This is a genomic window from Mycobacterium sp. SMC-17, from assembly GCF_045310915.1.
Taxonomy (GTDB): Bacteria; Actinomycetota; Actinomycetes; order Mycobacteriales; family Mycobacteriaceae; genus Mycobacterium.
This window is the reverse complement of record NZ_JBJIAK010000044.1, coordinates 25,917-50,625: the sequence shown is the minus strand read 5'-3', so window position 1 is coordinate 50,625 and position 24,709 is coordinate 25,917. Positions and strand designations below refer to the sequence as shown.

The following is a 24,709-nucleotide window of genomic DNA, read 5'->3' as shown; positions in this document are numbered from 1 at the left end:
GGCACCGACACGGCCTGAACATCTCCGCCCACCTCAGCCCCGTCCCCGAATTCCCACCACCCCAGGGGACTTAGCCACAGGCGCGATTCCAGGAAGGACTGGCGTGGTTCGACGCAGCGCTGACCGACGAGCCAGGCGACGTGGCTCCTCACACCTGGGCACGTGCGGTGGCTGACCACGCGGTGCTGGCGTTGTGGGGAGTGGCCCCGGTCGGTCTGGAGCGGATCGATGCGGCTTTGTCGGTCGCGCGGCAGCTCGGAGATCCGTCACTTACTGCCGCCGTGCTGAATGCGTGCGGCAATCTCACCGTGGTGGCGACGGAGACCTGCCGAACGTACCTGGAGGAGGCAGCCCGTCTGGCCCAAGAATGCGGCGATCGACGGATCCTCTGCGAGGTCCGGCTCACTCAGGCGCTTGCAGGCCCATTCGGCGGCGATCCAGGGAGCCGCGCTGCGGCGGAAGAAGGCCTCGGCCTCGCCGGTGAGCTGGGAGACCGGTTCATGTCATGGAACATCCGGTGCTGGCTCGGCATCACCTTGTTCACGCTAGGTGAGCTCGACGAGGCTGAGCGAATGTATCGCCCGCTGACGACGGGATCAGCCCCGGACGAGCGCTTCAGGGTTTGTCTCGCCAATATCGGCTTGGCTCACGTTCACGCTTTTCGAGGCAGCCTCGCCGAGGCGCGGGAGTGCAACGACGTCGCGCTCAAAACCTCGGCGGCCATGGGTGGTTGGGCCGAGGATGCCATCTACACGGTCATCGCCTTCACTGCACTGGCAGGTGGCGACGGTCCCGCCGCGAGAGCAGCGTGTGAGACGTGTTGGCAGCGCACCGTGCCACAGCGCGAGCTCTTCATTCGCAGCCTCAATCCGATGGCTGATGCGTTGCTGGCATGTGGTGAACTCGCCGCCGCCCGACGCTGGGCTGACGATACTGTCGCTGTGGTGTCGGGCTGGCACAAAATGGTTGCCCTGCATGCGCGTTCGCGCGTCGCCATCGCCCAGGGGGAGTTGGCACAGGCCGAGCGCGACGCCCACGAAGCCCTGGCGATCGCCGCGCAGACACGGGGATTCATCCGGCTGCCGGACATCGTCGAGCGGCTGGCTCAGCTGGCGGTCTGCGCCGGCGAACATCAATTTGCGGCCCGCCTGCTCGGTGCGGCAGACGCGCTGCGTCAGCGCAATGGCATTGTGCGCTATCAGATCTACGACCACGAGGTTTCCGATGCGCAGGCGGCGGCGCGGGACATGCTCGGCGACGCCGACTTTCAGTCGGCGTGGCACGAGGGGGCGACGTTATCAGCCGATGAGGCCATTGCGTTCGCCCAGCGTGGTCGCGGCACCCGCAGGCGGCCAGCGAGTGGGTGGGAATCACTCACTCCGACCGAGCGTGATGTCGTGCGTCACGTCAGTGACGGCTTGTCCAACAAAGATATTGCGGCTCGGCTGTTTATGTCGCCCCGGACGGTGCAGACTCACCTCACGCACGTGTACGCGAAGTTGGGGCTCGAGTCGCGGGTTCAGTTGGCGAAGGAAGCCGCGCGGCACACCTGAGCTGGGTCAGACCTTCAACGAAGTCGACACGTGCACCGACGAGGTCAGCGTCCGGTGCACGGGACAGCGTTCGGCGATGGCCAGTAGCTTCTCCCGTTGATCGTCGTCGAGGTCGCCGATCAACTCGATGTCACGATCGATGTGGTCGACCATGCCCTGTTGCGTCTCGCACTCGGCGCAGTCTTTTGCGTGAATCCGCGAGTGCCGCAACGACACCCGCACCTGTTCGAGGGGCAGCCCCTTCTTGGCGGCGTACATGCGGATGGTCATGGAGGTACACGCGCCCAGGGCCGACAGCAGGAGGTCATAGGGGGACGGTCCCGCATCGTCGCCGAACGGGCGTGGCTCGTCGGCGATCAACCGGTGCCCGCCGGCGATGATCTCCTGCGTGTAGGTCCCCGAGCCGCTCTCGACGACGGTGACGGTGCCTTCGGGCGATGGTGTGGTCATGCCGACAAGGCTAACGGGGGGCCTCGGACAACGGGGCCAGGATCAACCGGCAGGCCAGCTGAATTTCGTCTTCGGTCTCGTCGGCGGAGATTCGCCCGTTCATGCTGGACTGCAGGATGCCGTGCCACGTGTGCTGGACCAGCCGCATCAGTGAAATATCTTGCGGCCCTGGGTCGTCCACACCGCAGATGGTCAGCAGCATGCTGCGGACCTGGCGGTCGATATGCCCCACCTCGGCCACGGCCGTCGCATCGGCGGTGTTCAGTGAATTGAGCATGGCTGCGGTCAGATGCGGTTGGCGCAGCATCGGACGGGTGGCGCGCGACAGCACGTCGAACACGCGGTCGGCCGCTGTGCCGGCCGGGGCCTTCCGGCGGTCGATACCCTCCTGCATCCGGTCCACCCGGTCGGCCATGAGGCCGACGAACAAGTGGGTCTTGGATGGGAAGTAGCGGTACAGCGTGCCGAGGGCGACCCCGGCCGCGCGGGCGACTTCGTTCATCTGAACCTGGTCGGCGGGCTTCCGCGCGGCGAGGGCTGCGGTGGCCTTGAGGATCGCGTCGCGCCGCTGCTGCTGCACGGCGGAGCTGGGCTCGGCGGCCGGGCGGGGTTCGGCGATTCTTGCCAAGGTGCAGCTCCTTTTTGGGTCTGGAGCGAATTCTAGTTGTTCGGTAGAGTCCCGAAACTGAAATTGATTCTAGTTATCTTGGAGGTCTGGACATGCCACGCTTCACCCGCGACGAGCTGATGGCCGCGCTCGATCACTACACCAAGGTCGTCGAGGTCTGTTCGAGCACGGGGGACTGGGCGCCGTTCGCCGATCTGTTCACCGAGGACGTCCACTACATCGAGCACGCCTACGGTGAGATGCACGGCCGCGAAGCGGTGCGCGAATGGATCGTCGGCGTCATGAAGCCGTTTCCGCACATGCGATTCCCGCACACCTGGGTCGCGATCGATGAGGAGAACGGCGCGATCGTCACCAAGATCATCAACGCCCTCGACCACCCGACCGAGCCGGGCAAGGTGTTCGGTTTTCCCAACATCACCCGCCTCGTCTACGCCGGCGACAACCTGTTCTCCTCGGAGGAGGACGTCTACAACCCGGTCCGGGACGCGCCGCGTGCCGTCGGTGAGTGGCTGCAGGCCGGCGGTGTCATGCAGGCCGAGCCGATGGCCGCCAAGCATGGCTGACGGCGTGAAGCTCATCTACGCCCTGTGGGGCTCGGGTCTGGACACCGCCCTGCATTCGACGCAATTGCACGTGCTGTTGCAGGCGGCGGGCGTGAACCGGTTGCAGATCAACGTCGACGATGTCGACGTCGAGGCCGCGATGCTGCGCATCACCACCTTCGACAACCCGGTCCCGGCGGTCGTCAGTGTGTGGGCCGACGCCGGTGTCGACCCGGACCCCATCTCCGATCTGCTGGCCGCGATCTCGCAGCGCAGCGCCGGCTGGGAGGTCGAGGAGACGGTGCGGCTGGAGCCGCCCGTCGTGGAAAACGGGGTCCGGACAACGGCATTGGCGCAGCTCGGTTTCCTGCGCATCCCGGCGGACCTCGACCCGGCCGACTGGCTCCAGATCTGGCAGGGGCAGCACACGAGCGTCGCGATCGACACCCAGGACACGTTCGGTTACGTGCAGAACCGCGTCCTGCGGACGGTGCACGGCACCGAACGGGTCGACGCCGTCGTCGAGGAACTGTTCCACATGGCGGCCATGACGGACGTGCACGCGTTCTATGGCAGCGGGGGAGACGATGCGGAACTGCAACGGCGGATGACGCTCATGGTCGAGAGCGTGATGCGCTTCGGCGCCCACACCAACCTCGACTCGGTGCCGACGAGCAGGTACTGCTACGCGCTCTAGGCACCGTGGATGAGGTCGTGGATGTCGCCGTCGACGGATTCGTCTGCGACGAAGAGCAATTCGTCGCCGTCCTCGAAGTGGTCCCCGGACTTGGGCACGATGATCCTGCTGCCGCGCTGCACCGTCACCAACAGGGTGTTCGGCGGCAGGGTCATGTCCCCGATGGTTCGCCCGATCAGCGGGCTGTCCGGTGGCAGCGTGAACTTCGTCAGGTTCGCGTGCCCCTGACGTAGTCCCATCAGCCGCACCAGGTGACCGACGTCGATGGCGCCCTCGACGCCGGCGGCCATCGCGTGCGGCGTGGACACCGCGACGTCGACACCCCAGTCGTCGGTGAACAACCACTCGTTGGCGACGTTGTTCACGCGCGCGACGACCCGCGGCACACTGAATTCGGTTTTCGCCAACAGTGCCATGGCGAGGTTCGCCTTGTCGTCACCGGTCGCGGCGATCACGACGTCGCACATCTCGATGCCGCATTCCTCGAGCGCGGCCACCTCGCAGGCGTCGGCCCACAGCCAGTCGGCCTCGGGGACTGTGCGCGGCTCGTACTTGCGAATGTCGCGCTCGATCAAGAGGACCTTGTGCCCGTTGGCGACGAGTTCCTGTGCGACCGACCGGCCGACCGCGCCGGCGCCGGCGATCGCCACGCGCATGCCCCGGGTGCTCACGCAGCCATTGTCGCCTACCGCGTCCCGCAGCGAGTTCCCAGATACATTTGCTTCGGCCGCACACCGGAATGGGGGATTGATGACGCTCGAGCAGCTGAACCGGGTGCTGCTCGTCGGGGCGCTGGTGTTGTTGGCGAGCATCGTCGCCACGCGGCTCGCGACCCGCGTCGGCCTGCCCAGTCTGCTGCTGTTCCTCGGCCTCGGTGTGCTGGTCGGCGAAGACGGCATCGGGCTGCGGTTCGACGACGTCGCCCTGGTCCGGGACCTGGGGACCGCGGCGCTGGCGATCATCCTCATCGAGGGTGGTCTGACCACCAAGTTCAGCGACGTCCGCAAGAGTTTGGCGCCGGCGGCGGTGATGGCCACCCTCGGCGTGGCCGTCAGCACGGCCGTCACTGCGGCAGGCGCGCATCTGCTGTTGGGCATGGACTGGCAGCTGGCGCTACTGCTGGGCGCCATCGTCTCGTCGACAGACGCCGCCGCGGTGTTCTCCGTGCTGCGGGTGCTGCCGTTGCCCAGACGGCTGGCGGGTCTGCTGGAAGCCGAGTCCGGTCTGAACGACGCCCCCGCCGTCATCCTCGTCCTGATGTTCAGCGTGGTGCCGCTGGCCTTCCATCCGGGTCACGGGATGGTCGACCTGGTCTACGAGCTGGCGGTCGGGGCGGCGATCGGCCTGCTGTGCGGGTACCTCGGTGCCGTCACGCTGCGCCGGATCGCGCTGCCGGCGTCGGGGCTGTATCCGCTCGCCACGTTCGGGCTGGGCACGGTGGCCTTCGCGGCCTGTGGGGTCACGCACGCCAGCGGATTCCTCGCGGCCTACCTGACCGGTCTGGTGCTCGCGAATTCCGGGCTGCCGCACCGCGCGGCCACCCGGTCGTTCGCCGAGGGTCTGGGTTGGCTGGCCCAGATCGGGCTGTTCGTCCTGCTCGGCCTGTTGGTCACGCCCAGCCAGCTCGGTGACGACCTGGTGCCGGCCGTCGTCATCGGCCTGGTGCTGCTGCTGTTGGCCCGGCCGTTGTCGGTGGTGTTGTCGCTGATCGGCTTCCGGGTGCCCTGGCGGGAGCAGGCCTTCCTGTCGTGGGCCGGACTGCGCGGCGCTGTGCCGATCGTGCTGGCCACCTACCCGATCGTCACCGGAGTGCCGGACAGCCAGCGGCTGCTGAATATCGTGTTCGTGCTGGTGGTGGTGTTCACGCTCGTGCAGGGGCCGAGTCTGAAGCCGATCGCGCACCGGCTCGGACTGATCCGTCGCGATGTCACCCGGGAGATTCAGGTGGAAGCGGCGCCGCTGGACGTGCTCGACGCGGAGCTGTTGACGCTGACAGTGCTGCCGCAGTCGCGGCTGCACAACGTGACGGTGCTGGAACTGCGGCTGCCCGACCCGAGCGTGATCACTCTGATCATCCGCAAGGGCAATACCTTTGTGCCGCAGCCGGACACGCGCTTGGAAGCTGGTGACGAGCTGCTGATCGTCAGTACCAGCACCACCCGTGAGGCCACCGAGCGCAGACTGCGCGCGGTGAGCCGCCGCGGGAAACTTGCCTATTGGTTCGATGAATACGGTGAGCCGGACTGACGGCTGCGACTACTGCGCCGAAAACCGCATGCCAGCGAACGTTCGGGAACGCCTGCTGGGATGCGGTTTTCGGTGGAGATGGACTACGACGCGCGGCGAATGCCCCGCTTCAGCAACAGTTCGCGCTCGCCTTCGCTGAGCCCGCCCCAGATGCCATACGGTTCGCCGACGGCCAAGGCGTGCGACCGGCATTGAGTGATCACCGGGCAGGCCCGGCACATTTCCTTGGCGCGCATTTCGCGCTGGGCCCGAGCCCGGCCGCGCTCGCCATCGGGATGAAAGAACACCGCTGAGTCGACGCCACGGCAAACGCCGTGCATCTGCCAATCCCACATATCGGCGTTGGGTCCGGGAAGCTGCTGAGGCTGTGGCATTGGGAACGACTCCTCCCCGCGCATCCATTTTGGAAAGCTGTGGATACGCGTTGATCTGCAAATGACCCGAGAACTTGTCGCCGATGACAACTCGTGCACACAAAGTAGAAGGATTCGGCAAATTCCGTCAATAGCCACGCTCTGTGCGAAACCCCATAAGCGCAGGTCAAGAATTTACATCACGTTCATCTGCGCGATGCCTTGGAAACGAAACGAGTGGTGGCGATATTGTCGCAAGGTACCTGTTTCGGCAGTTCGCGACAGTTCGCCACGTTTGTCGATATGTGGCGGAATTGGAAGTCGTTGACATGTTGTTAACACGGCCAGCATTAATTATTAACCAAAGCTCTCGAACTCGCACGGCGAGAGAAGGCGGTCACGCGAAGGAGCGGCATTGATACCGTGCTGACTCGATGACCGCAACCGGTACCAGGACGGGCACTGTCGACCCGCCAGCCGTCCGTCTGTACGACGCCGCTTTTGGCAACGACCTGCCGTGTTGGCCGCTGCCCGCGGCGCACTCGGCCGGCGAACTGTGGCTGCGCGCCGTGGCCGCAGGCGGTCAGGGGCGATATGCCGTCGCCACCGCCGATCTCGACACCGTGGCGCGGCGTGGTCGCGGTCCGTTGCTGTCGCTGGCGCACAGCACCCGCGCGTCGTTTCTCCGGCAGCTCGGTTGGCATCGCCTCGCCCGGGTTGCCGACGGGCGGGCGTGGGCCTTGGTCGCCCATCGGCGCGATGCCGCCGAGGCGCGGGCTGACGCCCTCGTCGGTCTGGCCGCCGATGCTCTCGGGATCGGCCGCTTCGCGGTGGCGCAGCGGCTGCTCGAGCGGGCCGCGGTCGACACCGACAACAGTGGGGTACCGCGTCAGCGGGTTCGGCTGGCCTGGGTCAGTGCGGAGTTGGCCATGGTCAGCGGTCGTGGCGAGGACTCCGTCGCTCATGCCGAACGCGCGCGGGAGCTCGTCGCTGACCTCGGTTCGCCGCGCCACGCCGTGAAAACCGACGTCGTGTATTCGGCGGCGCTGTGCAGCGCCGGCCGGTTCGACGAGTCCCGGCGTCTCGCCGACGCCGCGCTGGAACGCACGCAGCAGTTCGGGTTGGTGCCGCTGACCTGGGCATTGGGTTGTTTGTTGAGCGATATCGGGAGCGCCGGGCACAGCCCGGAAGCGATGGCAGAGCTCCGTGACACGGCGGCCGCCACGGTGCGCGCACGCGGCGGCCGATGGGCGGGATGAATCTGGTAGCTCACGCCAGTCATTACTGTTGTCCTGACATACCAACCACGGCACTGCCTCGTCCGTAACGCTGGAGATTGCGCCCACGATGACATTTTCGGGAGATGGTCTCGATGCTGTCGTTGCTGATGCAGTTGCCGGCAATCGCGACGCGCTCCGCAAGGTGCTGGAAACCATCCGCCCGATCGTCGTTCGGTACTGCCGTGCGCGCTTCGGGGTCGGCGAGCGACAGGGTGTTTCCGCAGACGATGTGGCTCAGGAGGTGTGTTTAGCTGTGATCACGGCGCTGCCGCGGTACAAGGACCAGGGACGGCCGTTCCTGGCTTTCGTGTACGGCATTGCCGCTCACAAGGTTGCTGACGCGCATCGTGCCGCCGGCCGCAACCGCGCTGAAGCCACCGACGATCTGCCGGACCGCCCCTCGACCGAGCTGGGCCCGGAACAGTTGGCCATCGACGCCGACTCGGCGGCCCGGATGAACCGCTTGCTGTCCGTGTTGCCCGAGAAGCAGCGCGAAATCCTGATCCTGCGCGTCGTCGTCGGCATGAGTGCCGAGGAGACCGCGGAGGCCGTCGGCAGCACCGCCGGCGCGGTCCGCGTCGCGCAGCACCGTGCGTTGGCGCGGTTGAAGACCGAGATCGGTTCGACGGAGCGCGGCCATGCCTGACTCCGGACAATGGTCGCCGGGCGGCGGCGACCCCTCGCTCAACGAGATTCGACGCGTCGACCGCTTCTTCGACGCGCTCGCCGCAGACCAACACGCCTACTCGACGGATTCCACGGAAGCCGAGCTGGCGTTCCTGCTCGCGGACTGGCGCGACAGCATCCGCGAACCCGCGGTGACGACGCCCGTCACGGCCCGCGATGCGGTCGCCGCCCTGCAGAACGGGTTGCACCGCAAGGAATCTCGGACATCGCTGACCATCGTCGGCTCGGTCGCGGCCGCGCTGCTGTGCCTCGGTGGCTTCGGCACCGCGATCTACGCCGCTGGGCCCAACTCGTCGCTGTACGGCTTGCACACGGCGATGTTCGGCAGCGACAAGGCCAGCCGCGACGACCAGGTGATGCTGGCCGCGCAGACCGAGATGCAGCAAGTGCAGCAGCTGATCGACAACGGCCAGTGGCAGCAGGCGCAGGAGAAGCTCCAGGCGCTGAGCCCGACCGTGCAGAGCGTCGACGCCCCGGAGCACAAGCAGCAGCTGATCCAGCAGTGGAATGCCTTGACCTACAAGGTGGTTGAGCAGGACCCCGCCGCGACGCTGCCGCCGCCGGGCGAGCCGATGCCGGTCCTGCCGTCGTCGCCGCTGACCCTGTTGCCGGTGCCGGTCGTGGAGACGACGTCGTCGTCGACCTCGTCGTCCAGCACGTCGACGACCACATCGTCGTCCACGTCGGCCACCTCGACCGACGCGTCCGCGACGTCGACCAGTGCGTCGACCTCGCCCTCGGAGCCGACGAGCACGTCGGCCTCCTCGAGTGCGACGTCGCCGACCGAGACGACCAGTTCTCCGTCGCCGAGCAGCTCGACCGTCACCTCGTCTTCGGTTTCGACGGCCACCTCGGTGCCGTCGAGCGCGACGGCGACGGGGACGTCGCCTGTCACGGTGCCCTCGAGCGAGCCCGTCGTCACCAATCAGCCCACGGCGACGGCCACGCAGTCGGCCACGGTCGCACCGTCGACTGTGGCATCGCCGACGCAGAACCCGGCGCCCGCGCAGACGGTCACCACCGTCGCCCCGACTGTCACAGTGCCCTCGGTGACCACACCTGCACCGACAGTCCCGGCAGTACAGCCCACCGTGGCGCCCTCAACCAGGGAAGTGCAGCCGGAGCCGACGCGCGAGCGGTCAGTCGTGACGACGACGCAGGCCCCGTCAGGGTCGGGATCGGGATCGGGATCCGGATCGGGCCACGGGCAGCACTGACGTCATGCGGCGGCTGTTGACCCTCTAATGGGGGTGCTGCCTACTCGGCTTTTTTCGCCCTCAGCGGAACATCAACGCAGCCAGACGTGACATCCAGCACGTCAACAGAAAAAATCAGCGGTAGCCGTCGTGCTCGGAGGTTGCCTCGTTGAGCGACGCATCCGCATAACCGCGGCAGTAGTCCCACGTCACGTAGGCATCGGGCTCGGGATCGTAGGCCGGCTCGTGGGGACGGACGGTGCCGTCGACCAGCAGCTGCAGCAGGTTCGCCCGCAGCATGTCCCAGTCGTGGTAATGGTCCTGCTGACACTCGTCGCAACAGACGACGAGGCCGCGAATGCCCTTGTGCGCCAACAGTGTTTCGTACACTGCCAGATCGGCGAGATCGGCCTCGACGGCCATGCGTTCCTGCGGGTCCAGGGGTTGTCCGGGCTCCAGCGCATCCAGAACGGCCGACGGGTCCATGGGATCGTCGGCGAACGGGTCGGGTGGCAAGCCCGGCGGCAGGTGGTCACGCACAGGTCCACCCTACTTATCACCCCCGACCATGCGCCAGCCGTTACCCCGGCGAGCCGCCACCGAGTGGAGTTCGTTGCACGCAGTCTGGGCCGATAGGATGGCTTTTTAGTTCCACGACTGTGTCTGCCCTGGAGGCCCCACCCATGTCGATCGCTGAAAGCAGCGTTCCCATCTCCGTTCCGGTGCCGACCGGCGGTGACGATCCGACCAAGGTCGCGATGCTCGGGCTGACCTTCGACGACGTCCTTCTGCTGCCCGCGGCGTCCGACATCATCCCGGCGACTGCCGATACGTCCTCCCAGTTGACGCGCAACATCCGGCTGCGGGTGCCGCTGGTCAGCTCGGCCATGGACACCGTCACCGAGTCGCGGATGGCCATCGCGATGGCCCGCGCCGGCGGTATGGGCGTGCTGCACCGCAATCTGCCGCTGAGCGAGCAGGCCGCGCAGGTCGAGACCGTCAAACGGTCCGAGGCCGGCATGGTCACCGATCCCGTCACCTGCTCGCCGAGCAACACCCTGGCCGAGGTCGACGCCATGTGCGCCCGGTTCCGGATCTCCGGCCTGCCGGTCGTGGACACGTCGGGGCAGCTCGTCGGCATCATCACGAACCGCGACATGCGCTTCGAGGTCGACCAGGACAAGGCCGTCGCCGAGGTCATGACCAAGGCTCCGCTGATCACTGCCCAGGAGGGCGTCTCGGCCGAGGCCGCCCTGGGCCTGCTGCGCCGGCACAAGATCGAGAAGCTGCCCATCGTCGACGGCCACGGCAAGCTCACCGGGCTGATCACCGTCAAGGACTTCGTCAAGACCGAGCAGTTCCCGCTGGCCACCAAGGACAGCGACGGCCGTCTGCTGGTCGGTGCCGCCGTCGGCGTCGGTGACGACGCCTGGACCCGCGCCATGACGCTGGCCGACGCCGGTGTCGACGTGCTGATCGTCGACACCGCGCACGCGCACAACCGCGGCGTGTTGGACATGGTCGCCCGCCTCAAGAAGGCGGTCGGCGAGAAGATCGAGGTCGTGGGCGGAAACGTCGCCACCCGGTCGGCCGCCGCCGCGCTGTGCGAGGCCGGCGCCGACGCCGTCAAGGTGGGTGTCGGACCCGGCTCGATCTGCACCACCCGCGTGATCGCCGGCGTCGGCGCCCCGCAGATCACCGCGATCCTCGAGGCGACGGCCGCCTGCCGTCCGTACGGCGTGCCGGTCATCGCCGACGGCGGTCTGCAGTACTCGGGCGATATCGCCAAGGCGCTGGCCGCCGGTGCCTCGACCGCGATGCTCGGTTCGCTGCTGGCCGGCACCGCCGAATCGCCGGGCGACCTGATCTTCGTCAACGGCAAGCAGTTCAAGAGCTACCGCGGGATGGGCTCGCTGGGCGCCATGCAGGGCCGTGGTCAGGGCAAGTCCTACTCCAAGGACCGCTACTTCCAGGACGACGTGCTGTCCGAGGACAAGCTGGTGCCCGAGGGCATCGAGGGGCGGGTGCCGTTCCGCGGTCCGCTGTCCACGGTCATTCACCAGCTCACCGGCGGTCTGCGGGCTGCCATGGGCTACACCGGTTCGGCCACCATCGAGCAACTGCAGCAGGCGCAGTTCGTGCAGATCACGGCGGCGGGCTTGAAGGAAAGCCACCCGCACGACATCACGATGACCGTCGAAGCACCGAACTATTCCTCGCGCTAACTGACAGGCGCACCTATCACAGGGAGACGACTAAACACATGCGCGACATGGTCGAAATCGGCATGGGCCGGACCGCTCGTCGTACCTACGAACTCGACGACATCAACATCGTGCCGTCGCGGCGCACCCGCTCCAGCCAGGACGTGTCGACGGCCTGGCAACTGGACGCCTACCGGTTCGAGATTCCGGTCCTGGCGCACCCGACCGACTCGTTGGTGTCGCCCGAGTTCGCCATCGAGATGGGCCGTCTCGGCGGCCTCGGTGTGCTCAACGGTGAAGGCCTGGTCGGCCGCCACCGCGATGTCGAGGACAAGCTCGCGCAGGTGGTCGAGCTGGCCGCCAAGGAAGATGACCCGTCGGCAGCCGTCCGGTTGCTGCAGCAGCTCCACGCGGCGCCGCTGGACCCCGAGCTGCTGGGTGCCGCCGTCGCCCGCGTCCGTGACGCCGGCGTCACCACCGCGGTGCGGGTCAGCCCGCAGAACGCCCAGGCCCTGACGCCGACGCTGGTGGCGGCCGGCATCGACCTGCTGGTCATCCAGGGCACCATCATCTCGGCCGAGCGGGTGGCGCAAGACGGTGAGCCGCTCAATCTCAAGACCTTCATCTCCGAGCTGGACGTGCCGGTGGTGGCCGGTGGCGTGCTCGACCACCGCACCGCGCTGCACCTCATGCGCACCGGTGCGGCCGGCGTCATCGTCGGCTACGGCTCGACCTACGGCGCCACGACCAGCGACGAGGTCCTGGGCATCAGCGTGCCGATGGCCACCGCCATCGCCGACGCCGCCGCCGCGCGCCGCGAGTACCTCGACGAGACCGGCGGCCGCTACGTGCACGTGTTGGCCGACGGAGACATCCACACCTCGGGTGACCTGGCCAAGGCCATCGCGTGCGGCGCCGACGCGGTCCTGCTCGGCACCCCGTTGGCCGCTGCCGCCGAGGCGCCCGGTGACGGCTGGTTCTGGCCCGCCGCTGCGGCGCATCCGTCGCTCCCGCGCGGTGCTCTGCTGCAGGTCGCGCTGGGTGAGCGTCCGTCGCTCGATAACGTGCTCAACGGTCCGTCCGACGACCCCTTCGGGTCGCTCAACCTGGTCGGTGGTCTGCGTCGCTCGATGGCCAAGGCCGGGTACTGCGACCTCAAGGAGTTCCAGAAGGTCGGGCTGACCGTCGGTAGCTAGTACCGGCGGTAGCGAGTTAGGCATACCTTGGTAGCTGGTTACCGAGCGGTAGGTCCATACTTCTGCCATGGAGCCTGACTACGACGTCTTGATCATCGGCTCGGGGTTCGGAGGCAGCGTCAGCGCCCTCCGGCTCACCGAGAAGGGTTACCGCGTTGGAGTGTTGGAAGCCGGCCCCCGGTATTCCGACGCCGACTTCGCAAAGACCTCGTGGGACCTGCGAAAGTTCTTGTGGGCCCCCAAGTTCGGCATGTACGGCATCCAGCGGATTCACCTGCTGCGCAACGTCATGATCCTGGCGGGCGCGGGTGTCGGCGGTGGTTCGCTGAACTACGCCAACACCCTCTACATCCCGCCGGACCCCTTCTTCAACGACCCGCAGTGGAAGAACATCACCGACTGGCGCGCCGAACTGATGCCGCACTACGAGCAGGCGCAGCGCATGCTCGGCGTGGTCAAGAACCCGACGTTCACCGACGCGGACAAGATCATCAAAGAGGTCGCCGAGGACATGGGCTGCGCCGACACCTTCGTCGCGACGCCCGTCGGTGTGTTCTTCGGGCCCGACGGGGAGAAGACCCCGGGCAAGACGGTCCCGGACCCCTACTTCGGTGGGGCCGGCCCGGCGCGCACCGGCTGCATCGAGTGCGGCGAGTGCATGACCGGCTGCCGGCACGGCGCCAAGAACACGCTGGTGAAGAACTACCTCGGTCTGGCGGAAAAGGCTGGGGCGCAAGTACATCCGTTGACCACGGTCACCAGCTTCCAGCAGCGCGGCGACGGGCTGTGGGAGGTGTCGACCCGACGCACCAACGGCAAGGTGCGGCGCGGCAAGCGGACCTTCACCGCCAGGTACCTCATCGTGGCGGCCGGCACGTACAACACCCAGAAGTTGCTGTTCAAGGTGCGCGACACCGGCAAGCTGACCAAGCTGTCGGACAAGCTCGGCGTCCTGACCCGCACCAACTCCGAGTCGATCGTCGGCGCGCAGACCCGCGAAGTGCCCACGGACATGGACCTGACGCACGGCGTGGCCATCACGTCGTCGATCCACCCGACACCGGACACCCACATCGAACCGGTGCGGTACGGCAAGGGCTCCAACGCCATGGGCATGCTGCAGACGCTCATGACGGACGGCGCCGGCCCGCAGGGCACCGACGTGCCGCGGTGGAGGCAGTTCCTGGACCAGGCCGGCGAGGACCCGCGTGAGCTGATCCGGCTGCTCAACCCGCAGCGGTGGAGCGAGCGCACGGTGATCGCACTGGTGATGCAGCACCTCGACAACTCCATCACCACGTTCACCAAGCGTGGGCCCGGTGGCATCCGGATCATGTCGTCCAAGCAGGGCCACGGCGAGCCCAACCCGACCTGGATTCCGGTCGGCAACGAGGCGACCCGGCGCATGGCCGAGAAGGTCGGCGGTATCGCGGGCGGCACGTGGGGCGAGCTGTTCAACATCCCGCTGACGGCCCACTTCCTGGGCGGCGCGGCGATCGGTGACAGCGCGGCGACCGGCGTCATCGACCCGTACCACCGCGTCTACAACTACCCGACGCTGTTCGTCACCGACGGCGCCTCGATTTCCGCGAATCTCGGTGTGAATCCGTCACTTTCGATCGCGGCGCAGGCCGAGCGGGCGGCGTCGCTGTGGCCGAACAAGGGACAGGACGACCCGCGTCCGGCTCAGGGTGAGCCCTACCGGCGGATCGATCCGGTCGCGCCGGACCGTCCCGTCGTCCCCGCCGACGCTCCCGGCGCGCTGCGCCGGTTGCCGATCACCCCGGTTTAACTGGGATTTGTGCACGATTTTCCGCGGTCGCCGCGGAAAATCGTGCACAAATCCTCGGGGTCAGACGGTGTGCAGCCGCCGGTGTGTGGGCGCCCGGCCCGGCGGTTGCGGCGGCGGGGGCAGTAGCGACTGCCGCCGCTTGACATCGACGACGGTCGGCTCGCGCGTACTCAGCGTCAGGTCGGATCCGGCATGGCGGATTTCCAGGGTGGAGTCGGGCCCGTCGCGCAGGGTGTACGTCACCTCGTTGTGCGTCGCGTCGACGGTGATCCGAAACTCCCTCCACCGCAACCGAAATCGGAGCCGGGACAGACTGTCCGGCAGCTGCGGGTCGAGCGCGAGGATGCCTTCATCGTCGCGCAGGCCCCCGAAACCGGCGACCAGCGCGATCCAGGCGCCGGCCAGGGATGCCATGTGCAGCCCGTCGCGGGTGTTGTGGTGCAGATCGCGGAGGTCGATCAAGGCCGCCTCGTACGCATAGTCGTGCGCCAATTCCAGGTGGCCGACCTCGGCGCACATCACCGCCTGCGTGCACGCGGACAGCGAGGAATCCCGGACCGTGCGCCGCTCGTAGTAGTCGACGTTGTGCGCCTTCTGCTGAGCGGTGAAGGCGTGCCCTTGCCACTGCATGGCCAGCACCAGGTCGGCCTGCTTGATCACCTGCGCCGGATACAGTCGCACGTAGGGGTAGTGCAGGAACAGCGGATAAGCGCTGTCGGGCGTGAACTTCCATTCCGCGAAGGTGGTGAAGCCCTCGCACTGCGGATGCACGGCGAGTTCGTCGTCATACGGGATATGTGCGGCGGCTGCGGCGTCGCGCCAGGCGGCGGTCTCCTCGTTGGTCACGCCCATGGCATAGGCGTTGTCGGGGTGCCGCGTGCACGCGTCGGCCGCGACGCGCAGATTGTGCGCCGCCATCAGATTGGTGAAGACGTTGTCGCGCACCATCGCGGTGTACTCGTCGGGGCCGGTGACGCCGTCGAGATGCCAGACGCCGTGCCGGTCGTGGTGTCCCAACGACATCCACAACCGTGCCGTCTCCACCAGCACGTTCAGGCCGCAGTCGACTTCCAGGGATTGGTCACCGGTGGCGTTGCGGTAGCGCTCGAACGCCATCGCGATGTCGGCGTTGACGTGCCACGCCGCGGTGCCCGCCGGCCAGTACGCCGAGCACTCGGGTCCGGATATGGTGCGCCACGGGAAGCTCGCGCCGCGTAAACCCAGTTCCGCCGCACGGCTTTTCGCCAATCCCAGGATCGAAGCACGCCAGCGCAGAGCGTCGGCGACGGTATGCGGTTTCGTGTAGGTGAGCACCGGCAGCACGAAACCTTCGGTGTCCCAGAAAGAGTGACCGTCATAGCCGGTTCCGGTCAGCCCCTTCCCGGCGATGCCGCGGCATTCCGCGCGGGCACTGGCCTGCAATACGTGGAACAACCCGAACCGCACGGCCTGCTGACAGTCGGGGTCACCGTCGACTTCGACGTCGGCGCTGTCCCAGAAATCGTCGAGATAGGCGCGCTGCAGATCCAGCAGGCCCTCCCACCCGCTGTAGTGCGCGCCGGCCAGCGCACCGGCGACCTGATCGCGCAGCGCGGGCCGTGACCGCAGGCTCGACCAGCCGTACGCCAGATACTTTACGATGCGCAGTTGCTGACCCGGTCGCAGGCCGCAGATCACGGTGGTACGCGCCAGATCTGGGCGCGCGTCGGTGCTCACCTCGACACGGCCCGGGACCTCGATCTCGTGGTCCATCGCGGCGGCCATCATCAGGCCACTGCGCTTGGTCTGGTGGATCAGCAGGCCGCTGTGTTGGTTGTGTTCGTGGTGTATCGCCTGCAGGGGATTGGCGAGGGCCGCCGCGACGCGGGGATCCGACGAGGTCTGCGGCTGGTCCTCGTTGGCGACCAACTCCGATTGCACTGTGACGCGGGCGAATTCGTCGATGGCCTCGACGATGTATTCGATGGCCGCGACGCTGCGCTGGGCCAGCGAGACCAGCCGAACCGACTTGACGCGCACCTGTTTTCCGGCCGGTGAGCGCCAATGCACAGTGCGCGAGAGGGTGCCGGCACGCAGATCCAGAATTCTCTCGTGGTCGAGGAGTTCGCCGTACCGGACGTCGAAGGGCTCGTCGTCGACCAGTAGGCGGATGATCTTGCCGTTGGTGACGTCGACGATGGTCTCGCCGCCCTGGGGATAGCCGAATCCGCTTTCGGCGTACGGCAGCGGCCGGGTTTCGTAGAACGAGTTGAGATAGGTGCCGGGCAGCCCGTGCGGTTCCCCTTCGTCGAGATTGCCGCGAAAGCCGATGTGTCCGTTGGACAATGCGAACACCGACTCCGACTGCGCCAACAGCTCGAGGTCCAGTTGGGTCTCGCGGACCTGCCATGGCTCGACGGGAAATGAGTCCTGAGTGATCATCGTCGGCCTACAGCAGCTCGGCCAGGTCGCGGACCACGACGTCTGCGCCGCTGTCGCGTAGTTGCGCGGCTTGATCGGCTCTGTCCACTCCGACGACGTACCCGAATCTGCCGTTTCGGCCGGCCGCGACACCGGCCAGGGCGTCTTCGAAGACGGCGGCCGCCGCCGGTTCGACGCCCAGCAGTTGTGCGGCCCGCAGGAACGAATCCGGTGCCGGTTTGCCCGCGATGTGCTCGTCCCGCAGGGTCACACCGTCGACCCGCTGTTGGACGAACCGCGACAGTCGGGTCGCGTCGAGCACCTGACGGGTGTTGGCGCTCGACGACACGACCGCGATGCCGAGTCCGGCAGCGGCGACCGCCTCCAGATACTTCCGGGATCCGCTGAACGCCTCGATGCCGTCGTCGTGCAGCACCTGCTGGAACATCTCGTTCTTGCGGTTCCCGAGTCCGGCGACGGTCTCGGCGCCGGGCGGGTCGTCAGGGTCGCCCTCGGGGAGGTCGACGCCGCGGCTGCGCAGAAATGCGCGGACGCCGTCCTGGCGCGGCTTGCCGTCGACGTACTGCAGGTAGTCGTGACTGTCGAACGGGACGAACGGTTCGCCGTCGCGTTCGGCGCGGTGCCGCAGATAGTCGTCGAACATCGCCTTCCAGGCCTTCTTGTGCACGCTCGCGGTGTCGGTCAGGACGCCGTCGAGGTCGAACAGGCAGGCGTGCACGGCGTCGGGGAGACCCAGCATGGTTGCTCTTTCGGTCGGGAGCGGTTCTGCTGTGTCCTTTCCCGCTTTTCGGCCCGGTTATTCGTCGTCGCTATGCCGCGCTGATCACGCGGCTGGGCGTTCCGTGGATGTCGACGGGGACGTCGCCGGTCAGGGTGACGCGGTGCATCAGCCGGTGCTGGCCGTCGTAGTCGTCGACGGCGCGGTGCTGGGTGGCCCGGTTGTCCCACATCGCGACGTCGCCGGGCTGCCAGTTCCAGCGAACGGTGTTCTCTGTCATGGTGATTCGTCGCTGCAGCAGTTCCAGCAGGGCGGCCGACTCGTAGCTGTCCAGGCCGACGAAGCCGCGGACGAACTGGCCGGCCACGAGGGCGCGTTCCCCGGTCTCGGGGTGGACCCGCACCACCGGGTGCTCGGTGCGGAAGTCGGGCTTCTGGAATTCGGCCTGGTAGCCCTTCTGCTCGTCGGTGAGGTGGGTCGTGTCCACGGTGACGTCCTTGAGGTAGTCGAACCGGTTGGAGTGCACGGCCCGCAGGTTCTCCGCCAGCGCCTTGAGCGGGGCGGGCAGCGCCTCGTAGGCCGCGACGGTGGAGGCCCAGAGGGTGGAACCGCCGTAGGTCGGCAGGGTGACGGCGCGGAGCACCGATGCCGAGGGGTAGTCGGGCATGAACGTCACGTCGGTGTGCCAGCGGTTGGCCTTGCCGTACTCCGAGTCGATCGGGGTGATCTTCGGTGCGTCGGCGCGCTTCATCGAGTGATGGCCGACCAAGTCACCCATCAGTTCCCCGAAGGCCTGCTGTTGCGCGTCGTCGAGATGGTCCTGACCGCGGAAGAAGATGACCTTGTGCTCCAGCAGCGCGGCGCGAATCTCGGCGATGGTCTCGGGGGAGAGGTCACCGCCCAGTCGGACGCCGTCGATGACGGCACCGATCTTGCTGGTCAGTTTCGTGGCGTTGAGCATGACGTTCCTTTCGGCCAAGGCGACTGTAGTCAATTGACTACAGCACGTGGGCGCTAGTGTAGCCACATGACTACAGGCGTGCCAGTGGGCCGGGACGAGGTCGTCGCGGCCGTCCTCGAGGCCGCATCGGAGCTGTTCGCCGCACGCGGTCCCGCCGCCACGTCGATCCGGGACATCGCCGCGAAGTCGAACGTCAACCACGGTCTGGTGTTCCGGCACCTCGGCTCCAAGGATCAGCTGGTCGGAGCGGTGCTGGACCATCTCGGGCAACGGCTCAAGGGCCTGATCGACACCGATGCGCCGGCCGACGTGATCGACGCGGCAGTCGACCGACAGCTCCGGGTGATCGCCCGGGCCGCGCTCGACGGCTACCCGGTCGGGGAGTTGCAGACCACATTTCCCAACATGGCGCGCCTGCTCGACGAATTCCTGCCCCGGTACGCCGACGAGAATCAGGCCCGGCTCGCGGTGGGCAACATCATCGCGCTGCAACTCGGCTGGCGACTGCTGGGGCCATTCCTGCGGCCCGCGCTGGGGCTCGGCGAGATGACCGATGACGACGTCCGCGCCGCCGTGGGCGCCGCAGCCGAGCGGTTGGCAGAGCCGCCGGCTGCCCACCACTAGACTGGGCGGGTGCAAACACCAGCTTCACAGCCCGTTCTGGTCATCGACTTCGGTGCGCAGTACGCGCAGCTGATCGCCCGCCGGGTCCGCGAGGCTCGGGTGTTCTCCGAGGTGCTGCCGCATACCGCGACGGTCGAGGACATCAAGGCCAAGAACCCGCAGGCCATCGTGCTGTCCGGTGGGCCGTCCAGCGTCTACGAAGACGGCGCGCCGCAACTGGACGCGGCGATCTTCGACCTGGGCGTCCCGGTGTTCGGCATCTGCTACGGGTTCCAGGCCATGGCGCAGGCGCTCGGCGGCACCGTGGCGCACACCGGCACCAGTGAATACGGCCGGACCGAGCTGAAAGTCTCCGGCGGAGAACTGCATTCAGGCCTGCCGGGCACGCAGCCGGTGTGGATGAGCCACGGCGACGCGGTCACCGCGGCGCCCGCCGGATTCGACGTCGTGGCCAGCAGCCCCGGCGCCCCGGTCGCCGCCTTCGAGGACCGGGCCCGCAAGCTGGCCGGTGTCCAGTACCACCCCGAGGTGATGCACTCGCCGCACGGCCAGCAGGTGCTCAGCCGGTTCCTGCACGACTTCGCCGGCATCGGCGCGACCTGGACCGCGGCCAACATCGCCGACCAGCTGGTCGAGCAGGTGCGCGAGCAGATCGGCGACGGCCAGGCCATCTGCGGCCTGTCGGGCGGCGTCGACTCGGCGGTCGCGGCCGCGCTGGTGCAGCGCGCCATCGGCGACCGACTGACCTGTGTGTTCGTCGACCACGGCCTGCTGCGCGCGGGGGAGCGTGAGCAGGTCGAACGCGACTTCGTCGCCGCGACCGGTGCCAAGCTCGTCACCGTCGACGAAGCCGACCGCTTCCTCGACGCCCTGTCGGGTGTGACCAACCCCGAAGGCAAGCGCAAGATCATCGGCCGCGAGTTCATCCGGGCCTTCGAGGGCGCGGTGCGCGACACCCTGGGATCGAGCGAGTCCGAGATCGAATTCCTGGTGCAGGGCACGCTCTACCCGGACGTCGTGGAATCGGGCGGTGGCACCGGTACGGCCAACATCAAGAGCCACCACAACGTCGGCGGTCTGCCCGAGGACCTCAAGTTCAAACTCGTCGAGCCGCTGCGGCTGCTGTTCAAGGACGAGGTGCGCGCCGTCGGCCGCGAGCTCGGCCTGCCCGAGGAAATCGTTGGGCGCCAACCGTTCCCGGGCCCGGGTCTGGGTATCCGGATCGTCGGCGAGGTGACGGGCTCCCGGCTGGACACGCTGCGCCGCGCCGACTCGATCGCCCGCGAGGAGCTCACCGCGGCCGGTCAGGACCAGAGCATCTGGCAGTGCCCCGTGGTGCTGCTCGCCGACGTGCGCTCGGTCGGTGTGCAGGGCGACGGGCGGACCTACGGACATCCGATCGTGCTGCGCCCGGTGTCCAGTGAGGACGCCATGACCGCCGACTGGACCCGCGTGCCTTACGAAGTGCTGGAACGTATTTCGACTCGCATCACCAACGAGGTGCCCGAGGTGAACCGCGTGGTGCTGGACATCACCAGCAAGCCGCCGGGCACCATCGAGTGGGAGTGATCCCCCTCCGCTGACGGGTGCGGCTCAGCGCGCCGGGTCGCCCCGCCACGCGAAGCTGTTGACGTACTGGCCCATATCCAGGGCCAGCTGCAGGCCGACCGCGGACGGTTTCCCGGAACCGAAGTCGGGACCGAAACGGTGGTACGGACCCGAGGCCGCGGCGATCAGTGCCAGGTCGTTCTTGACGGCGACGAGCACCAGCAGCCGCATCCGGGAGTACTGGCGGCTCGCGCCCTGCGGATACCAGTCGGCGACGACGCCGTAGCCCGTCTGGTAGCCGACCATGGCGTTCGGAATCTCGTACGCGGTCTTGGCATCCGGATAGGTCGACTTGACCAGTTCGGCCGCAATGTCTTTCGGCTGGCGTCCGGTCGCGGGCCGGCTGAACAGCTGCAGCATCCCGCCATCGCCGGCGAGCAGTTTGGCCAGTACGCCGTGGTCGTCCTTGGTCACTTCGTACGCCGATCCGGTCGCCGGGTAGGCGACGCTGAACGAGCCGTCGGGTGCGGTGAACCGGGGGTTGATGGTCACCGGCTGGCCCATGGGCGGATGGCCGCATTCCGGCGGGCACACGTACCGCACGGCCGGCTTCTCCAAGAGCCCGGACACCCCTACCAAGAGAGCGGCCAGCACCACCGCGGCGAGGACGAAGATCAGTGTCACCTGAACGCGTTTCGTGGTCCGGGTCGGCGTCGTCGCGTAGGCAGGCGCGTGCAGCGAGTAGCCGGGGAGGAGCCCCACCGTCAAGCTGTCGGCGGGTGCCGGGCGGTCGGCGCGCTGGCTGTGCCGTGCGGCCCGTGACGACGCCCGGGTGGCGGCGCCGCAGGCCGCGCAGAACGGGGCGTCGGGCACGACGTGGCCGCACTGGGTACACAGCAGCGGCTCGTCCATGTTGTAGTCGTCGTGGGCCTCGTGCAGCAGCGCCAGGTGCAGTCCGACGCGCAACGCCAGCAGTGCGACGAGGGTGAGCGCGAAATACATTGCCAGCTGAACGAACTGGGGCAGCTGGACCGCGTCGATCAGGCCGAGCAGGGCGTAGACCACGGCGACGATCACCGCGATCAGGGTCAGCGTCAGCCGGACGTAGCCTCGATGTTGGTGCGCCTTGTTCGGTGGCCGGGTGAACCACAGCGCCGCACCGATCAGGCCGCCGACGGTGGCGGCGATGATGGGAGTGGCCAGGCCGCGGATACCGGCTTCGACCAACAGGCCTTGCAGCGGGCGGTCGCGGTTGACCATGCCGGTGCCGAACTGCGGGGCCAGCCGGGTCAGGGTTGCCGCCGCGGTGAAATAGATGGCGGCGTGGGCGCCGATGGCGTAGCCGTGCAAGGCTTCTCGATGGCCGGGCCGGACCAGACGGATCACCAGTGTGGGCACCTGCATCAGCAGGAGGCCACCGAGCGTGGCGCCGAGGCCGGTGCGCAGCATGCGGGCCGCCGCGATGCCCGCACCGAGCGGGATGCCGTAAGACCGGGCGGCCACCGCTCCGGTGAGCAGCGCCCATCCGACGCCCAGTCCGACGGCGAGACCGGCGGTCAGCCAGAGGTTGCCCCGCGGTGCGTCCTGGTTGAATTCCGATTCCCGGAGATAGATTCCGAAGATCACGGGCAGCCCGAGGACGGCGACGGCGACGAGCGCGCCGGGCAGGCGGAGCATCGCGGTGGCGACCAGGGCGAGCACCAGGGCGACGAGCCCGAGCATGAACGACGTGCGCGACCGCGGGGACAGGTGCGGGAACAGCGAGCTGGTGATCGACAGGCGAAGCAGATGCTGGCCGGGCGCGGCGCTGAACGACCGCGCCCGCAGCCAATGCGGTCCGTCGTGACGGTGTTCGCTCAGCGGCGCGCCGCACAGGCCGCAGTACTCGCCGGCCGGGACGTCCAGCTGGCAGACCTCGCACTCCATCATCGGCCGGTCTTCGAGCTGGGTGGTCATTGCGTCACCTTCTGCAGCAACAACAGGTTTTCCGCCAGGTTCTCCACGTTCGGGGTGCCGAGACCGCTGACCAGGTCGTAGCCCGGGCCCGCCGTGTCAACGGCGTTGCCGCCCAAGGTGATATCGCGGAATGCCGGTCGTGGGGCGCCGGTGGCGATCCGATACAGCAGCGGGTTGAGCGCACCGATGGGCCGTCCGCCGTTGGCGGTGAGGTATTGCGTCATGACGGCCGTCAGCCCGGCCCAGATCGGCGCGGACTGCGAGGTGCCGCCCCCGACGACCACCTCCTTGTCCACCACGATCCGCACGCCGGTGTAGGGATCGGCGACGGCCGAGATGTCCGGCGTCATGCGCTTGCCGGCGCTGCGTTTCGGGTCGACCTGGTTCGCCGCGGCCGCCTGCCAGCGTGGCTGGTCGAACAGTGCGGAGACCCCGCCGCCGGTGCCCTGGGAGAGCGGGACGTTGAACCAGGCCTGTTCGTCCACCCACCTGCCCTCGGCATCGGTGGACAGGGTGCTGCCGCCGACGTTGGTCATCTCGGGCAGCGACGCCACCGAATCCAGCCCGATGTCGGCGGGGCCGGGAGGGGAGTCCCAGTCGTCGCCGCCCTTGCATTCCAGTCCGGCCAGGTCGCCGCTGGCGTCAAATGCCGTGGTGCCGTGCGCTTCTGCGGCGGCCAACGCCGAGCGGACGGGAGCGAGGTCGGCCGCGGTGGTCAGTTTGTCGCAGCCCCAGCCGATCGACAGGCTCCAGATCGCGCCGGGGAAATCACGGTCGGTCTGCTCGAACATCTCGCCGATCTTCACGTAGGCGCCGTCACCGGTGACCGTGGGACGGGCGTTGACCACGACCAGCCGTGCGTCGGGGGCGATGGCATGGATCACCTCGAGGTCCATGGTGGTCTCACCGCGCTCGTCGCCGGGCTGCCCGCCGATGAGGGTCGGGGTGAACTTGGGCAGGCCGAAGGTGGTGGAGAACTGGTCCAGGTCGGCTTGGTCGTAACCGTTGAAAGCGAAGACCACCACCGTGGTGCCCTTGCCCGTGTGGCCGGCGGCGCTCAACTTGTCGGCGTGGTAGGCGCTGAGCAGGTGGCTCGGGGTCAGTCCGCGTTCCGGGACACCCTGCGGCGGGTCCTGCGGTGCCGAATCGTGGTGCGGGGTGTAGCTGAGGATCCGGCCCAATTCGGCGACCGTGCCTTGTAGTTCGGTGGGGAGCTGGGGTTGCTGCGGCGCGGCGTAGAACTCCTGTCCACGCCGGCCGCGATAGTCGTGCACCTCGACGCCGAAGGCGGCGCCCATCCGGTCGGGGTCGCCTTCGACGACGGCCCAGTTGTCGCCGGGGCGCCAGCGCACCGAAAGGCGTTGCAGCTCAGCCCAATTGATCAGCGCGTCCGGTCGATGGTTCGCATCGAGCGTGGCGGTGAGCTGGACGCGCTGCGGATGAGCGGGCCCGAGATCGGTCGAGGAGGCGAGTAGCGACGCGAAGGGACCGTCGATGGTGCCCGACGGCTGGTCTGACGCCGTGGTCGGCCGACCCGGGGTGGGCAGGTTGACGACCACCATCGTCAGCGTGGCGGCAAGCGCCAGGCCAACCAGCCATCGCCGGGGTGGTGTCCGATTCGGCGATGGCATGTACCAACGGTAGCGCGAACCC

At 67.8% G+C, this 24,709-nt stretch carries 22 protein-coding genes; 12 read left to right on the top strand and 10 right to left on the bottom strand.

Annotation, left to right across the window (positions count from 1 at the left end; all coding sequences use genetic code 11):
* Nucleotides 1-167: 167 nt before the first annotated feature.
* On the top strand, nucleotides 168-1,553 hold the full coding sequence (locus ACJH7A_RS23330) for a LuxR C-terminal-related transcriptional regulator (protein WP_406802779.1): 1,386 nt from the start codon (nucleotides 168-170) through the stop codon (nucleotides 1,551-1,553).
* Nucleotides 1,554-1,559: 6 nt separating this feature from the next.
* Here the strand turns inward: ACJH7A_RS23330 and ACJH7A_RS23325 are convergent, their stop codons facing one another.
* Both ACJH7A_RS23325 and ACJH7A_RS23320 read right to left on the bottom strand, forming a co-directional pair.
* Nucleotides 1,560-2,003 carry an OsmC family protein gene (locus ACJH7A_RS23325; protein ID WP_406802778.1) on the bottom strand — a complete coding sequence of 148 codons (444 nt, stop codon included), beginning with the start codon at nucleotides 2,001-2,003 and terminating at the stop codon, nucleotides 1,560-1,562.
* A gap of 10 nt (nucleotides 2,004-2,013) precedes the next feature.
* Nucleotides 2,014-2,631, bottom strand: a complete 618-nt coding sequence (locus tag ACJH7A_RS23320) for a TetR family transcriptional regulator (RefSeq protein WP_318986493.1) — start codon at nucleotides 2,629-2,631, stop codon at nucleotides 2,014-2,016.
* Between the two features lie 92 nt (nucleotides 2,632-2,723).
* On the opposite strand from ACJH7A_RS23320, the gene ACJH7A_RS23315 reads away from it, so the two are divergent.
* Nucleotides 2,724-3,197 (top strand): nuclear transport factor 2 family protein, encoded by a 474-nt coding sequence (locus ACJH7A_RS23315; RefSeq protein ID WP_406802777.1) that lies wholly within the window; start codon nucleotides 2,724-2,726, stop codon nucleotides 3,195-3,197.
* On the top strand, nucleotides 3,190-3,873 hold the full coding sequence (locus ACJH7A_RS23310) for a hypothetical protein (RefSeq protein ID WP_406802776.1): 684 nt from the start codon (nucleotides 3,190-3,192) through the stop codon (nucleotides 3,871-3,873). Before ACJH7A_RS23315 ends, ACJH7A_RS23310 begins: the two co-directional genes overlap by 8 nt.
* Here ACJH7A_RS23310 and ACJH7A_RS23305 read toward each other — a convergent pair.
* Entirely contained in the window at nucleotides 3,870-4,529 is a 660-nt protein-coding gene (locus tag ACJH7A_RS23305; RefSeq protein ID WP_212814653.1) for a TrkA family potassium uptake protein, read from the bottom strand. The genes ACJH7A_RS23310 and ACJH7A_RS23305 overlap by 4 nt on opposite strands.
* A gap of 94 nt (nucleotides 4,530-4,623) precedes the next feature.
* Between ACJH7A_RS23305 and ACJH7A_RS23300 the strand changes: the two genes are divergently transcribed.
* Entirely contained in the window at nucleotides 4,624-6,120 is a 1,497-nt protein-coding gene (locus ACJH7A_RS23300) for a potassium/proton antiporter (RefSeq protein ID WP_346414584.1), read from the top strand.
* An 83-nt stretch (nucleotides 6,121-6,203) separates the two neighbouring features.
* Here the strand turns inward: ACJH7A_RS23300 and ACJH7A_RS23295 are convergent, their stop codons facing one another.
* Entirely contained in the window at nucleotides 6,204-6,494 is a 291-nt protein-coding gene (locus ACJH7A_RS23295) for a WhiB family transcriptional regulator (RefSeq protein ID WP_029105464.1), read from the bottom strand.
* 413 nt (nucleotides 6,495-6,907) lie between these two features.
* Here ACJH7A_RS23295 and ACJH7A_RS23290 point away from each other — a divergent pair, with 413 nt between their 5' ends.
* The 3 genes from ACJH7A_RS23290 (at nucleotide 6,908) to ACJH7A_RS23280 (ending at nucleotide 9,657) form a co-directional block, all read left to right on the top strand.
* A complete protein-coding gene (locus tag ACJH7A_RS23290) occupies nucleotides 6,908-7,732 on the top strand; it encodes a hypothetical protein (protein WP_406802775.1) in 825 nt (274 codons plus the stop codon).
* A gap of 88 nt (nucleotides 7,733-7,820) precedes the next feature.
* Nucleotides 7,821-8,399, top strand: a complete 579-nt coding sequence (locus ACJH7A_RS23285; RefSeq protein ID WP_138250355.1) for a sigma-70 family RNA polymerase sigma factor — start codon at nucleotides 7,821-7,823, stop codon at nucleotides 8,397-8,399.
* The gene (locus ACJH7A_RS23280) at nucleotides 8,392-9,657 is read left to right on the top strand and encodes an anti-sigma-D factor RsdA (RefSeq protein WP_406802774.1); all 1,266 of its coding nucleotides are present in this window, start codon (nucleotides 8,392-8,394) and stop codon (nucleotides 9,655-9,657) included. Before ACJH7A_RS23285 ends, ACJH7A_RS23280 begins: the two co-directional genes overlap by 8 nt.
* 114 nt (nucleotides 9,658-9,771) lie before the next feature.
* Here the strand turns inward: ACJH7A_RS23280 and ACJH7A_RS23275 are convergent, their stop codons facing one another.
* Entirely contained in the window at nucleotides 9,772-10,176 is a 405-nt protein-coding gene (locus ACJH7A_RS23275) for a DUF5319 domain-containing protein (protein WP_020102483.1), read from the bottom strand.
* A gap of 143 nt (nucleotides 10,177-10,319) precedes the next feature.
* On the opposite strand from ACJH7A_RS23275, the gene guaB reads away from it, so the two are divergent.
* The 3 genes from guaB to ACJH7A_RS23260 all read left to right on the top strand — a co-directional run bounded on the left by guaB (nucleotide 10,320) and on the right by ACJH7A_RS23260 (nucleotide 14,828).
* Nucleotides 10,320-11,861: an IMP dehydrogenase gene (gene guaB / locus ACJH7A_RS23270; protein ID WP_406802773.1), complete on the top strand. Its 1,542-nt coding sequence runs from the start codon at nucleotides 10,320-10,322 to the stop codon at nucleotides 11,859-11,861.
* Nucleotides 11,862-11,908: 47 nt separating this feature from the next.
* A complete protein-coding gene (locus ACJH7A_RS23265) occupies nucleotides 11,909-13,036 on the top strand; it encodes a GuaB3 family IMP dehydrogenase-related protein (protein ID WP_406802780.1) in 1,128 nt (375 codons plus the stop codon).
* Nucleotides 13,037-13,103: 67 nt separating this feature from the next.
* On the top strand, nucleotides 13,104-14,828 hold the full coding sequence (locus tag ACJH7A_RS23260; RefSeq protein WP_406802772.1) for a GMC family oxidoreductase N-terminal domain-containing protein: 1,725 nt from the start codon (nucleotides 13,104-13,106) through the stop codon (nucleotides 14,826-14,828).
* A 60-nt stretch (nucleotides 14,829-14,888) separates the two neighbouring features.
* Here the strand turns inward: ACJH7A_RS23260 and ACJH7A_RS23255 are convergent, their stop codons facing one another.
* From ACJH7A_RS23255 to ACJH7A_RS23245, 3 genes are all read right to left on the bottom strand, one after another.
* Nucleotides 14,889-17,249, bottom strand: coding sequence for a glycoside hydrolase family 65 protein (locus ACJH7A_RS23255; protein ID WP_406802771.1), 2,361 nt, complete (start codon nucleotides 17,247-17,249; stop codon nucleotides 14,889-14,891).
* Nucleotides 17,250-17,256: 7 nt separating this feature from the next.
* Nucleotides 17,257-17,988, bottom strand: a complete 732-nt coding sequence (locus ACJH7A_RS23250; RefSeq protein ID WP_406802770.1) for a beta-phosphoglucomutase family hydrolase — start codon at nucleotides 17,986-17,988, stop codon at nucleotides 17,257-17,259.
* A 70-nt stretch (nucleotides 17,989-18,058) separates the two neighbouring features.
* Nucleotides 18,059-18,928, bottom strand: a complete 870-nt coding sequence (locus ACJH7A_RS23245) for a TauD/TfdA dioxygenase family protein (protein ID WP_406802769.1) — start codon at nucleotides 18,926-18,928, stop codon at nucleotides 18,059-18,061.
* Nucleotides 18,929-18,994: 66 nt separating this feature from the next.
* On the opposite strand from ACJH7A_RS23245, the gene ACJH7A_RS23240 reads away from it, so the two are divergent.
* Entirely contained in the window at nucleotides 18,995-19,552 is a 558-nt protein-coding gene (locus ACJH7A_RS23240; RefSeq protein ID WP_212806821.1) for a TetR/AcrR family transcriptional regulator, read from the top strand.
* A gap of 9 nt (nucleotides 19,553-19,561) precedes the next feature.
* Nucleotides 19,562-21,121, top strand: a complete 1,560-nt coding sequence (gene guaA / locus ACJH7A_RS23235; protein WP_212806820.1) for a glutamine-hydrolyzing GMP synthase — start codon at nucleotides 19,562-19,564, stop codon at nucleotides 21,119-21,121.
* Nucleotides 21,122-21,145: 24 nt separating this feature from the next.
* Here the strand turns inward: guaA and ACJH7A_RS23230 are convergent, their stop codons facing one another.
* Both ACJH7A_RS23230 and ACJH7A_RS23225 read right to left on the bottom strand, forming a co-directional pair.
* The gene (locus ACJH7A_RS23230) at nucleotides 21,146-23,056 is read right to left on the bottom strand and encodes a zinc ribbon domain-containing protein (protein WP_406802768.1); all 1,911 of its coding nucleotides are present in this window, start codon (nucleotides 23,054-23,056) and stop codon (nucleotides 21,146-21,148) included.
* A complete protein-coding gene (locus ACJH7A_RS23225; protein ID WP_406802767.1) occupies nucleotides 23,053-24,687 on the bottom strand; it encodes a peptidase S53 in 1,635 nt (544 codons plus the stop codon). Before ACJH7A_RS23225 ends, ACJH7A_RS23230 begins: the two co-directional genes overlap by 4 nt.
* Nucleotides 24,688-24,709 lie beyond the last annotated feature (22 nt).